Raw genomic sequence first — 12,582 nt, 5'->3', positions numbered from 1 at the left:
GGTTCTCACTCTGGAGAAGGAGGAACTTACAATGAATTTTTTGCAACGGATCAAGGACGGTGCCAGCCGGGTGAGCGAAAAAGCGCAAAGCTCGGTGGAAATCGGCAAACTGAATGGTCAAATATCGGATATTGAGCGTGAGATGGAAATGGAATTTATGAAAATGGGCAAGCTTTTCTACGATGGCTTCCGTTTAAGGGATATGTCGGTGGCGGAAGGCAAAATGGTAGAACTCTCACGGGGCTGCTTCAAGTTTCAGGAGCAGATTGACGAGCTGCGTGCACGTATTGCCGAGCTGAAGAATGAACGTCTCTGCGCCTGCGGGCATGTGGTCGCCCTGGATGCTAATTTCTGCCCGCACTGCGGACGCAAGCTGGAGGAACTCTCCCTGAGAAAAGAAGCGGCGGCAGTGAACGTACATACCGTTCATGAACACGAAGAGGAAGAGGATGAATACTACGGCGAGGACGAATTAACCGAAGCCGAAAAGGAACTCGCGATGAGACACGAGAATCGTGCAGTGTACACCGAGGTGCTTCCCGAAGAGGAAGAACTGCCTTTAGAGAACTATGCCGGAAATGCCCAGCATGAGGAGCGCAGCCGCCGTGAGGCCGATGAACTGGAGCGTGAACGCGAGCGGCAGCTTGAGCTGGACCGGCGGATCCGGGACTGGAAGGCCAGTGAACCGGAGGAAGCGGCTGGCAGTGAGGGCAGCGGTGTGCGCGATATCGTGAAATGCCAGATCTGCCGGGCTGATCTGCCCAAGGGTTCCATGTGGTGCCCGCGCTGCGGATCAGAGCAAATATAGACAGAGTCACAGACAGCTTAGGGGGACAACATAGATGGAACAGTTGCTGCTGCATCTGCGCAATTTGGGCTTCACGGAGATGGAGTCCAAAATCATGATCGAGCTGGCCACCAAAGGCCAGGCTTCGGGCTACGAGGTCGCCAAACAGCTCGGAGTATCCAGATCCAACGTATATGCGGCGCTGCAGCGCCTGACTCAGCAAGGATATGTAAGATGCGGTGAAGGGGAACCGGCGCGCTACAGCGTGCTGGACCCGGAGGAGCTGGCGACAATGATTTCCGGCCGGGTACAGGCATCGCTGGCTTATATGGAAAGTGAAATGCCCCGCGGCGGTCCGGTAAGCCCGTCCTTTTACAATGTCGAGGGTGACCGCAACGTGATGGGGGCGCTGATCCGCCAGCTGAATCTTGCCCGGCAGGAGATTGTGGTCGATGTATGGCGTGAGGAGGCCTCACTGCTGCGCAGCGAGCTGGAACAGGCCGAACTGCGTGGAGTGAAGCTGCTGTGGGCTTTTGACGGCGGCAATTCCGTTCCCGCACCCTATCCGGCCTGGCCGCCACTTGGCGGTAAGCTAGCTAGAAGCGGGGGGCGCAAGTTTTCTTTTGTGATCGACAGGGACTGGTGCATGCTGGGCATGCGGTATGAGGATGGAACCGCACAGGCGGTGGTCACGGAGCATCCGGTGCTGGTGGAGCTCTTGCTGAACCACTTTACTCAGGAAATGGTGCTTTTTGAACTGGAAGAAGATATGGGAACTGAACTGACCAGGCGTTACGGTGAGCGCTACAGCCGGATTTTCGGTAAATATGTGCTGCATGACCAGGACGGGGAAGCGTCGGAGAGAACCGGAGAGCAGGTTGCAGGGGAATTGCGATCAGAAGACTCGCCCGATTAGTGCACCCCGCGGAGCCTGATATTAGCTTAGGGAGGTGAAAAGCATGGAGTGTATCGTCCATTTTGAGGTGAATCATACCGAAGGTGTGAAGCCGCTGCGCGGTCTGCTGTTTCTGGACGAGGGACAGATTCCCGGAGAGAAAGAGCTGGTTGATATGTTCAAGGATATGAAGTTTGATGTACGGCTGGATGACCGTGAGAAGCTGATCTTTAAGCCTGTAAATCCCGGGGAAACCTACTCGGAGATTCGCATCACTAGCTTTGATAATGGAAAGACGGACGGCAAAGAGGATCATAATCTGAAGTCGATCGTCGGCAATCTGCTGCCGCAGAAGCCCACCGGGCTGTAAGTAAGGTGTAAGTAAGGAAACATGGGTCCATGGGATGGGAGAAGGAGGAGCACAGATGAAGTTGTTGAGACAAAAAGTTATAAGTGAAGGAATTGTTCTCGGACAGGGCGTGCTCAAGGTGGATTCTTTTCTGAATCACCAGATGGACCCGTTTCTGATGCGTGAGGTTGGCCGTGAGTTTACCCGCCGTTTCGCGGGGGAAAAAGTGACGAAGGTGCTGACCATCGAATCCTCCGGGATTGCGCCAGGCATCATGACCGCGCTGGAGCTTGAGGTTCCGCTGATTTTTGCCCGCAAGCAGAAGTCTCTGACCCTGACGGAAGATATCTTCGTGGAAAAAGTATATTCGTTCACGAAAAAAGAAAGTAATGAAATTACGGTTTCCAAAAAGTTCATTGTTCCCGGCGAGCGGGTACTAATCGTAGATGATTTCCTGGCCAACGGCGAGGCAGCCTTCGGGTTGGCACGGATCGTTGAGCAGGCAGGCGGGACGGTGGCCGGAATCGGAATTGTGATCGAAAAAGCGTTTCAGCCCGGGAACCGGCTGCTTAAGGAAGCCGGCTACCGCGTGGAATCGCTCGTGCGCATTGCTTCACTGGACGATGGTATCATCGCCTTTGTGGAAGAGGACGCGGAGCTCTCTGACTGAGGTTCCGGCAGTTACACCGTCCATCGGCAGATCAGGCTGTGCCGGTGCGGGGGCTTTGGACCCGTGGAATACCGTATGAATAGCCATAAAATCAAAACGAACCCCATCGCCACTTTGCAGTGGAAAAGGGTTCGTTTTTTTTGTTAAGAGAGGGGAGCATCCGCTGTGCGAGCCGCTGGGCAGGTACGGCCCGGATCTTGCCGCACAACTGTACCCGCCTAGCCGCTCGCGGTGCAGGAGCTGGCTACTCCGTCAGCGCCCAGTGCAGCGGCCAGCGGCGAGAGCACGCGCAGTGCGCCCGGCTCGCAGCGCACCGCCAGCGGCGCTGTGCCCAGGCTCTCGCCGTCGCCGATGGCCTGGCGCGGCTCAGCGAAGCGGACGGCTACGCTGCGTCCGCGCAGCATGGTCACGAAGGGCAGCGTGGTATGCTTGCCCTTCACGACCGTCGGGAACAGCCGCAGCAGTTGCCCGCGGCTGACCCCGTGCACGACGCAGACGTCGAGCAGGCCGTCATCGGCCTTCGCCTGCGGGCAGATCAGGAGCCCGCCGCCGTAGCTGGGCAGGTTGCAGATCGAGACAAGCCATGCTGTCTCGAAGGCCTGCTCTTTCCCGTCGCAGGTCACACTCACGCGGCAGGGCTTGAAGGTCATCAGCGTATGCAGAATGCCGATGAGATAGGCCAGCTGGCCGGCCCCGATGGCGTTGCACAGCCGCTTGTAGCGGCTGTTGTTCACATTGACGGCCACCTGGGCGTCAAAGCCGCTGGCCACGGCGGTCAGCGTCAGGCCGTCCTCGCCTGACAGCACGTCCGCTGTCAGGCAGCGGTCCAGCAGCGCGGCATCCAGCGCGGCCTCTGTGGCCAGCGGGATGCCGAAGCCCCGGGCCGTATCGTTGCCGGAGCCGGCGGGGATTACCGCCAATGCCACGCCTCTGCGCCGCAGCGCACCCAGCACGCTGTGAATCGTGCCGTCGCCGCCGATCACGATGGCGGCGCGCCAGTCCTCGCGGTGCGCGAGCGCATGCAGAACCTGGGACTCGGCGCTGTCCGCGCTTTGCGTGAATAGCGCTTCGTAAGCGGTTCCGCGAGCCTGTAGCATGACTTCCACGGCATGCCAGGTCCGCTCACCTGCCCCTCCTCCGGAGCGGGGATTTATGATCAATAAATACATGAGTGTTCCTCCAGCCTGCAGATTCCTGTATGTCCTGATTCCATTGTACGGAGGAGCGGAGCAAAAGGGAATCTTTTTAGCAAGGATCAGCAAAGACCCGCTGGCACCCTGGTAAGGAACCGGGGAGCCTTTATAGCTTGCGGAGCTGATTTTCTGCAATATCCCCTACCCAGGGCAGCCTATACCACCTTCCACCCAGTGCGTGGTAGATCATCAGCAGCCACACGGCGAACGAGCACAGTGAGATGAGGGCGGCGAAGAATGGACCCAGCAGCGGAATGAATCCGCACAGCACATGGATAATCATCAGCATGCCGAAGGCGATCAGCGACTGAAGCGCATGGAACAGCACGAAACGGCTGCGTTTTTCAAGAGCGAGAAAAACAATCCCGCCAATGAACGGGAAAAAGTAACAGAGGGCAGCAGCGATATGATCCGGTAATCCGGTGGAGGATTTGATAGGGGACAAGGGCTCACTCTCCTTGGGTGTGGTGGAAGAAGGCAGATTGCCTGTTCCTGCTTCCTTACAAGCCTATGAGAGGTTCGTATAAAGTATGTGGCTGCCAACGCCGTAAAGTTAATCCGATTGCCCCTAAAAACCGAAGTAATTAGTAAGCACTCTGGTAAAGGGGCAGTGAACACAGCGCATACATACGGCTGATACTTTTGCCAGGCCTGGGCATTATATCAACATCAGCACCTGGCAGCCCTCACTGAGAGTTCCTTCAGTTCACGGAGTGTTCACCATTCTAACCTGCATCGGAAGGTAAAATTCATAAAAAAATCCTTTCGCACATTTTACATGGAAAGGTGGAACTTGGACTGGAATATGATACAATATAACGATAAGGCCCGAAAGGAGTGATTCAGCAAGTGGCTCTTCGGGTAACTAAAGTGTCTAAGGGGTCCGATTTATCGGGATGTCCTTATTCTCAGCCCAAATCACGACGAACCTGCTTCACCGGCGAGACGGAATTCCTTTATTGGAACGATGGTATTGGCGGGTAATGCAAGCCACGTATGTGTATGGTTTCTGAACTTGCATTCAAGGTTACGGCGAACTTTTCATCATGCATTCTCTACTATCGGAGCATTCATTTTCAATGTTTTGGGAGGGAACTGATCATGGCAAGTAAAGGTCATAACGAAGTCAAGGAAAGTCTACGGGAAATGACACGAATTTTCCGGCCCAAAGATCCCAAGAAATTTGTGAAGGAGTACGTCCGTAAGTATCGGATTACGGGAGGCTATGAAGAAGAGCTGACCATGGTCGTGGAGCATGAGCTGGTGAGAATGAACTCATCCGTCTCTTGAACAACAGACAGTTGTACTAAGCGTGCTGCTTCTTGAAAGACATCAATTTAAGTCATTACATCCATGAGGATTCTCATAAACCGTGCCCGGGCGGCTTGCTGCCGCAGGAAACGGTTTTTTTTGTATGCCCATTTAATTTGTACATTACAATTCTTTTAAAATAGTCAAATGAATTAATATACACAATTAGATATGTATGCGCTTTATTCATTGTAGCAGATATGAAGGCATTTTTGAAAGCGCTATTAAAGTCAATTGGGACAAGACTTCCTGCTGGTCTGTACAATATGTGAATTTGTTGTGAACGATTGACAAAACACCCCTTCAAACTTATATTAATAGTGATTGTTATAATTGACAGGATAATACTCTAATCTACGAAATCGGGAAAAGCGGGGTAGATCAATGATGAAAACGTGGCAGGCTGGAAAGCGGCTTCTTCCCATGACCGCAGCGCTTGGACTCATTCTTGCCGGATGTGGGCGGGAGGACCTATCGGTGCTTCGGCCGCAGGGACCGGCGGCGGAAAGCTCGTTCGATCTGATGAAGCTGTCGATCACTATCATGATCGTAGTACTGCTGATCGTCTTCTCTATTGCAGCCTACGTGCTGATCCGTTTCCGCCGCAAACCGGAACAGAGCGAAATGCCTGAGCAGGTCGAGGGCAACTTCAAGCTCGAGGTGCTCTGGACGGTCATTCCATTGATTCTCGTAGTTGTGCTGGCCGTCCCTACGGTGAAAGCGGTGTTTGCTGCCGGGAATGATCATGCAAACGACAAAAATGCGATAAAAGTTAAAGTGACAGGGCACCAGTACTGGTGGGAATTCGAGTATACCGATTACGGAGTAACCACAGCGCAGGATCTGGTGATTCCCGCCGGGAAAGATATCGCTTTTGAGCTTAGTACGAAGGATGTACTGCATTCCTTCTGGGTACCCTCCCTCTCCGGCAAAATGGATACCAACCCTGACGGATCAACAAACCGCTTCAGCTTCAGTGCGCCAAATGAAGGCGTTTACCGGGGCAAATGCGCAGAGCTGTGCGGTCCATCCCATGGCTTCATGGAGTTTAAGGTGAAATCAGTCAGCGAGGCGGCGTTTGAGAAATGGGTCAATTCCATGAAAGCACCAGCGGTGCTGCCGGAGGACCCGGCGCTTGCCAAGACGTTCAAGTCCCAGTGTCTGACCTGCCATGCGGTAGGGGAGATGCCTGACATGTCGAGTGCCCCGAACCTGACCGGGATTGGCTCCCGGGAGTCGGTGGCCGGAATCCTGCTGAATGATGATACAGGGGCGGATGGCGCTCCGGTGCTGGAGAATCTCAAGACCTGGCTGCATGATACCAAGGGTGTTAAGCCTGGCAACAAGATGCCTGACCCCAAGAAGGATATGGGCCTGAGTGATGAAGAGATAGACGGAATTGCGGAGTATTTGGCCGGCTATACGCTGGACTAGAGCTTACAACCTGCAATGGAAGCAGCATATCTGAAAAGGGGGTACGAACCTTGGCTCAAGCAGCGCAGTCCCTGAATCCATCACCACCTTTGAGGCATGGCCACAGCGTGAAGCGTCATACCGGACTGATGGACTGGATTACTACCGTCGATCATAAAAAGATAGCGATTCTTTACCTGTGGGCTGGAGGCTTGTTTTTTGGCATCGGCGGGCTTGAAGCCATTCTGATCCGTATCCAGCTCATCAAGCCGATGAATACATTTCTGGATGCCCAGACGTTCAATGAACTGATTACGATGCATGGTACAACCATGATTTTCCTGGGTGTCATGCCCGTTATTTTTGCGCTGATGAACGCGGTGATTCCGCTGCAGATCGGGGCCCGCGATGTGGCCTTTCCTTTTCTGAATTCGCTGGGCTTCTGGACCTTCCTGTTTGGCGGCATCCTGCTCAATCTCAGCTGGATCATGGGCGGTGCTCCGGATGCGGGATGGACTGCGTACACCCCATTATCCACTATTCAGTACAGTGGAACACATGGGGTTGATTTCTACACCATCGGGCTGCAGATTGCCGGTCTCGGGACCCTGATCGGCGGCATTAACTTTCTGGCAACCATCATTACGATGCGCGCGCCGGGGATGTCCTTCATGCGGATGCCGATGTTCGTCTGGGCCAGCTTCATCACGTCCGCGATCATCCTGTTTGCTTTCCCGGCTATTACAGTAGGGCTGGTGCTGCTTACGTTCGACCGGATTCTCGGCGCCAATTTCTTCGAAACCTCATCAGGCGGCAACCCGGTGCTCTGGCAGCATATCTTCTGGATCTTCGGTCATCCCGAAGTATATATTCTGATTCTTCCTGCATTCGGCATTATTTCGGAGGTTATCCCGACTTTTGCCCGGAAGCGGCTGTTCGGTTACAGCTCCATGGTTTTTGCCACGATTCTGATCGCCTTTCTGGGCTTCATGGTCTGGGCGCATCACATGTTCACGACAGGCCTTGGTCCGGTAGCGAACGCGTTGTTCTCGGTATCGACGATGCTTATTGCTGTGCCGACCGGGATCAAGATCTTCAACTGGCTGTTTACGATGTGGGGCGGGCAGGTTCGTTTTACGAGTCCTAATCTGTTCGCAGTCGGCTTCATTCCCACCTTCACGATGGGTGGTGTAACCGGGGTCATGCTGGCCTCTGCGCCTGCGGATTTCCAGTTCCATGATACGTACTTTGTCGTTGCGCATTTCCATTATGTCATTGTCGGCGGTCTGGTATCCGGACTATTCGCAGGACTGCACTATTGGTGGCCGAAGATGTTCGGACGGATGCTGAGCGAACGCTTAGGCAAATGGACCTTCTGGACCTTCATTATCGGCTTCCATCTCACTTTCTTCGTGCAGCATTTCCTGGGACTTATGGGGATGCAGCGCCGGGTATTCACGTATTTGCCGAATCAGCAGTTTGACCTGCTTAATCTGGTCAGTACGATAGGCGCGGGGCTGATGGGCGTAGGGATGCTTATTTTCCTCACGAATATCTTCCTCACTTCCAGAAAACCGGCAGACGCGGCAGACGATCCCTGGGGAGACGGCCGCACGCTGGAGTGGACGATTTCTTCACCGCCGCCGGAATACAACTTCAAACAGATACCGTTGGTACGGGGCTTGGATGCTTTCTGGAAGGAAAAAACCTCCGGTCATACCGCTATGACACCTGCTGAACCGGTCGGACCGATCCATATGCCATCTGCGACGATTCTGCCGTTCCTGATGTCGGTCGGCATCTTTATTGCCGGATTTGGCTTCATGTTCAGCCGTGATGACTTCGGGAATGCGTTCATGAGCTTTATGTTCAATAACTATCTGGTTACGGCCATAGGGCTGCTGATCACCTTTGGATCGATGCTGGTACGGTCGCTCTATGATGATCACGGCTGGCATATCGAGCCTGAAGAGCTGGAAGGAAGGTGAGCGGACATGACAACGGCACATGCTGAAGCGGCAGGCACTCTTCCGCACGAACCGGAAAAAGCAACCCTGGAAGGACGGAATAAGGTACTGGCCTTCTGGCTGTTCCTGGGCGGAGAGTCAGTGCTGTTCGGCACATTGTTTGCCACATTCCTGGCTCTGCGCAACCAGACTAATGATGGTCCGTCGGCGAATGAACTGTTCCACCTGCCGCTGGTGGCGGCTGCAACCTTCCTGCTGCTGGTGAGCAGTCTGACCAGTGTGTTTGCCATCCAGGCCATGCACCGCAATAAGCCGGCGCTGCTGCGCAGTTGGCTGCTGATTACAGTCTTTCTGGGACTTTGCTTCCTAGGCTTGGAAATCTACGAATTCAGCGAATATATAAGACATGAAAAGTTCGGCATGACGACAAGTGCCTTCAGCTCCGCATTTTATACCCTGGTTGGCTTCCACGGTGCCCACGTGGCTTTTGGCATCCTCTGGATTTCCGTGTTGATCGGACAACTGGCGCGCAAGGGGCTTACGGTCGTAACCGCACCCAAAATATATGTATCCGCCATGTACTGGCATTTCATAGATGTGGTGTGGGTCTTTATCTTTACCGTCGTATACCTGCTCGGAAAGGTGGGGTAACCATGGCGACAGAACAGCATACTCCTTCAGATGGTGCGGTGAAGCACCGTCACCGGCAGGAGGGGCCGCAGCGGCATATCGTGGTGTTTGTCCTCTCTGTTGTCCTGACGCTGATCGCCTTTGCGGCTGTTGCCGCCGGGGGGGTCAACGCCACATTTGCTGTGATCCTGCTGCTGGTAATGGCCGTGTTCCAGGTCATCCTGCAGATGGGCTTTTGGATGCATCTCAAGGATAAGGGGCACTTGCTGCCGATAATATTCATGCTGGGCGGCTTTTTTATTGCCGGAACCTGCATCGTGATGGCGCTGTACTGGGTATGGTGGGATTAATGGGACAGGGCGGCGATGCCGCCTTTTTTGCTATAAGATGAGCGGACGCTGCTGAATGAGTAAATAAGGGTGAGTATGAGGCTCAGTGTGGAGGCTACAGCGGCACGGGTTACTTCACTAACTAATTTGCCAAGGGTAAAAGAGTTACGGGAGCGAGAGGAAATAAACATAATTCTCATTACTGGGGCAGGGATTGGGTTTAGTTGGAAAAAGTAGACTTAATTCTCCCGTTTAGGAGTAAAACCGACTATTAGTTGGAAAAAGTAGACTTAATTTGGCTGAAAACTGCGAAGGAGTATGGTTTTAACCAAATTAGTTGTACAAATTCCACTTAGCAGTGTCAACAACGGGTTTGCATTCGGATTAGTTGTACAAATTCCACTTTGCAATTGTAGACGTAGGGGAGGTAACGTACGCCTTAGGTATCGCCTCTTGGTAGCGTGACGTCTCAGTCCTACCACACCGGGTAACGTACGCCTTAGGTTCCACCCTCTTGGTAGCGTGACGTCTCAGGCTGTGTGGGTCTCAGGCCTTTCATCGGGTCAACGCTTCTACAGCACTTTCAAGCTTCTTTCCATCAAATATCCTGTGCGAGGAGGCCTGAAACATGCCAGGATTATCCTTTTTCAGCTTTGCTGAGCTGTGGAGTCCGCTGTTTCTTGCGGTCATGCTGCTTTTGTCAGCTGGCTACTTTGTAGGGATAGGTCCGCTTGCCGGGCGTTTTCCGGGTTCATCTACAGTTCCGCTATGGCGGCGGCTCTCGTTCCTTTTTGGTATGCTGGCGCTGTATTTGGCCCAGGGGGGCCCGCTCAGCCTGCTGGGGCATATTTTGTTCTCTTTTCACATGGTGAGCATGGCCTTCTCTTATCTGGTGGCGGTACCGTTGATCATGCTGGGCATTCCGGATTGGGCCTGGCGTACTCTGCTGAAGGCAATGCCTCTTCCGCTGCGGCGGTTATCCTTTCTGGCTCAGCCCGTGTTGGCGGCGCTGCTGTTCAACGGACTATTCTCGCTCTATCATATCCCCGTGATTCATGATTATGTCATGCTGCATTTTACTGTGCACCGGATTTATTATGCGGTGCTCTTCCTGACCTCCGCACTCATGTGGTGGAATCTGATTAATCCGCTGCCGGAGCTGCGGAGCTTAAGCGGACTGGGCCAGATCGGGTTTATCTTTCTGAACATGGTACTGCTGACCCCGGCTTGCGGACTGATCATATTTGCGGGAGCGCCGTTATATGCCACTTATAGTGATCCGCAGACCTGGGCGCGGGCTATGGGGTACTGTGTGTCCGGGAGTCCTGCAGCGCTGCTGCAGGCTTTTGGCGGTCCGGCCTTCTTCGGCTGGCTGTCGCCTAAGGTGGATCAGCAGGTGGGCGGGATCGCCATGAAGTTCATTCAGGAATTTATTTTTGCCTCGATGCTTGCTTATGTGTTCTATCATTGGTATAAAAAAGAGAACGGGCAAGACGATGCGGAACTCTCCGCACCCTCTTCCGAGCTGGAGGAGCGTGTTTTGACCCGGGTATAGCAGGTAGAGCACCGAGGAGGATAATCATGGATATTTTTACAGTGTTTCCGACGATCAGCACATCTTTCATCGTGATCAGTGCGGTGCTGGTGGCTATTGGCTGGAGACAAATTATTAAAGGCAAACGCGAAGCGCACAAGAAGACGATGATTGCCGCCGCTGTCGCTGCTGTACTGTTTTTCATCGTATATATGTCAAGAACGGTGTTTGTAGGCAATACTTCGTGGGGTGGTCCGGATAATCTGTCGCTGTTGTACCACATTTTTCTGATATTTCATATTGTGCTGGCAACGGTGGCAGCCGTATTCGGGATTACCACGCTTACACTCGGCTTCAAGGCTCAGTATGCCAAGCACCGGAAATGGGGCAGAGTGACCGCGGTGATCTGGTTCATAACAGCCATTACAGGAGTAGCGGTATATGTGCTGCTGTACATATTTTATCCTGGCGGACATACGAAGCCTGTATGGGATGCCATTTGGGGGTTTAATTGAAGTAAGAATTGGCCTGTACCGCTGCATCCTTCATAGGAATGCAGGGTACAGGCTTTTTTTGATGTGGTTACCGCCTTTATGAACGGGAGGTGGCAAACCTTGTTCAAATTCGAAGGAGACAGTTATAAATTCGGGTTGACACTGGAAAATGAAGGGCATATACTGTGTATATAGATATACACAGTAAGCACACAGGAAGCACACTCCGATGATAATTGATGCACACCATGTTACTGAACATAAAGTGAGGTTAAAGTTGATGACAACGATAAGAGATGCCTTGATTATTGTCCGGGGGGACTTTCGGGCCGATAAACTGAAGCTGTTGTGGGCACTGGCCTTTGCCATTGTTTTTATGGGCTATATTTCCATATTTAGCGGAATGATTCTGGATGATGTACTGGAGTCGGGGGACGGGAAGGTGCTGGCAGATATCCTGCTGCTGACAATGACGCCAATGCTTGGCATCACTTTCTCCAAGCGTACGATGAAGTATTTAAGTGAGGACTCGTATACCCGGATGCTCGCTTATATGCGCAGTCTCCCGGTTCCGGCGGCTGTGATTCTGTGTAAGAGAAAGCTGCATACCCTCTTCTCCCTTTCTCTGAACGGAGTGCTTCTCTTCGGACTTATTTATGCCATGAGCGGACAGATTCGAAGCGAGCTGACTATCCCCGCTTATCTCTCCTTTGCATTAATTTGGACGGGGTTCGCACTTGTGATGTCGGGGCTATACACCTTCATTGAATTACTGGTTAGCGGTAAAGTATATTTTTGTCTTCTCCTGCTCATCGTGTTGCTGTGCATGGGTGCGGCTCTGCTGGTCTGGGAGTTCGGAGGGAATCTGTTCCTCTACAGCTTACATAATGCGAAGGAATGGGGCTTTGCCTCCCCGTTGATGTGGTCGACGCTGTTGCTGGGAACTGTATCCGTGCAGCTATTTTCCAAATGGACCATCATTCGGCTGAAGAGCCGAGATCTCGTATGAG

The 12,582-nt window shown here is 53.1% G+C and carries 14 protein-coding genes; 12 read left to right on the top strand and 2 right to left on the bottom strand.

Features of this window, described 5'->3' with window-relative positions:
* Positions 1 to 31: 31 nt before the first annotated feature.
* Genes A3849_RS01960 through A3849_RS01945 form a run of 4 tightly spaced genes read left to right on the top strand, consistent with a single transcriptional unit; the run spans position 32 to position 2,701 of the window.
* Positions 32 to 808: a zinc ribbon domain-containing protein gene (locus A3849_RS01960; RefSeq protein ID WP_074110057.1), complete on the top strand. Its 777-nt coding sequence runs from the start codon at positions 32 to 34 to the stop codon at positions 806 to 808.
* Between the two features lie 34 nt (positions 809 to 842).
* Positions 843 to 1,703 carry a TrmB family transcriptional regulator gene (locus A3849_RS01955; RefSeq protein ID WP_256700616.1) on the top strand — a complete coding sequence of 287 codons (861 nt, stop codon included), beginning with the start codon at positions 843 to 845 and terminating at the stop codon, positions 1,701 to 1,703.
* Positions 1,704 to 1,746: 43 nt separating this feature from the next.
* Positions 1,747 to 2,052: a hypothetical protein gene (locus A3849_RS01950; RefSeq protein WP_074109927.1), complete on the top strand. Its 306-nt coding sequence runs from the start codon at positions 1,747 to 1,749 to the stop codon at positions 2,050 to 2,052.
* Positions 2,053 to 2,107: 55 nt separating this feature from the next.
* The gene (locus A3849_RS01945; protein ID WP_074109926.1) at positions 2,108 to 2,701 is read left to right on the top strand and encodes a xanthine phosphoribosyltransferase; all 594 of its coding nucleotides are present in this window, start codon (positions 2,108 to 2,110) and stop codon (positions 2,699 to 2,701) included.
* 218 nt (positions 2,702 to 2,919) lie between these two features.
* On the opposite strand, the gene A3849_RS01940 is transcribed toward A3849_RS01945, so the two are convergent.
* Together A3849_RS01940 and A3849_RS01935 are read right to left on the bottom strand one after the other, a co-directional pair.
* Complete coding sequence (locus A3849_RS01940) at positions 2,920 to 3,870, bottom strand: diacylglycerol/lipid kinase family protein (protein ID WP_074110056.1); 951 nt, start codon at positions 3,868 to 3,870, stop codon at positions 2,920 to 2,922.
* A 130-nt stretch (positions 3,871 to 4,000) separates the two neighbouring features.
* The gene (locus tag A3849_RS01935; protein ID WP_074109925.1) at positions 4,001 to 4,339 is read right to left on the bottom strand and encodes a DUF4870 domain-containing protein; all 339 of its coding nucleotides are present in this window, start codon (positions 4,337 to 4,339) and stop codon (positions 4,001 to 4,003) included.
* 656 nt (positions 4,340 to 4,995) lie between these two features.
* Between A3849_RS01935 and A3849_RS01930 the strand changes: the two genes are divergently transcribed.
* The 8 genes from A3849_RS01930 (at position 4,996) to A3849_RS01895 (ending at position 12,581) form a co-directional block, all read left to right on the top strand.
* A complete protein-coding gene (locus tag A3849_RS01930; protein WP_019913840.1) occupies positions 4,996 to 5,184 on the top strand; it encodes a hypothetical protein in 189 nt (62 codons plus the stop codon).
* Positions 5,185 to 5,589: 405 nt separating this feature from the next.
* Entirely contained in the window at positions 5,590 to 6,639 is a 1,050-nt protein-coding gene (gene coxB / locus A3849_RS01925) for a cytochrome c oxidase subunit II (protein ID WP_074109924.1), read from the top strand.
* Between the two features lie 128 nt (positions 6,640 to 6,767).
* Positions 6,768 to 8,606: a cytochrome c oxidase subunit I gene (gene ctaD, locus A3849_RS01920; protein ID WP_074110055.1), complete on the top strand. Its 1,839-nt coding sequence runs from the start codon at positions 6,768 to 6,770 to the stop codon at positions 8,604 to 8,606.
* 6 nt (positions 8,607 to 8,612) lie between these two features.
* Positions 8,613 to 9,236: a cytochrome (ubi)quinol oxidase subunit III gene (locus A3849_RS01915; RefSeq protein WP_074109923.1), complete on the top strand. Its 624-nt coding sequence runs from the start codon at positions 8,613 to 8,615 to the stop codon at positions 9,234 to 9,236.
* Positions 9,237 to 9,238: 2 nt separating this feature from the next.
* On the top strand, positions 9,239 to 9,565 hold the full coding sequence (locus tag A3849_RS01910; protein ID WP_074109922.1) for a cytochrome C oxidase subunit IV family protein: 327 nt from the start codon (positions 9,239 to 9,241) through the stop codon (positions 9,563 to 9,565).
* 607 nt (positions 9,566 to 10,172) lie between these two features.
* Positions 10,173 to 11,099 carry a cytochrome c oxidase assembly factor CtaG gene (gene ctaG / locus A3849_RS01905; RefSeq protein ID WP_074109921.1) on the top strand — a complete coding sequence of 309 codons (927 nt, stop codon included), beginning with the start codon at positions 10,173 to 10,175 and terminating at the stop codon, positions 11,097 to 11,099.
* A 26-nt stretch (positions 11,100 to 11,125) separates the two neighbouring features.
* Entirely contained in the window at positions 11,126 to 11,593 is a 468-nt protein-coding gene (locus A3849_RS01900; protein ID WP_074109920.1) for a DUF420 domain-containing protein, read from the top strand.
* Positions 11,594 to 11,852: 259 nt separating this feature from the next.
* Positions 11,853 to 12,581, top strand: coding sequence for a hypothetical protein (locus A3849_RS01895; protein ID WP_143191704.1), 729 nt, complete (start codon positions 11,853 to 11,855; stop codon positions 12,579 to 12,581).
* Position 12,582: the final 1 nt, after the last annotated feature.

The sequence above is a fragment of the Paenibacillus sp. P46E genome (assembly GCF_001909095.1).
GTDB lineage: Bacteria > Bacillota > Bacilli > Paenibacillales > Paenibacillaceae > Paenibacillus_AQ > Paenibacillus_AQ helianthi.
Note: the sequence above shows the minus strand (reverse complement) of the source record. Positions and strands in the feature narration are given on the sequence as shown.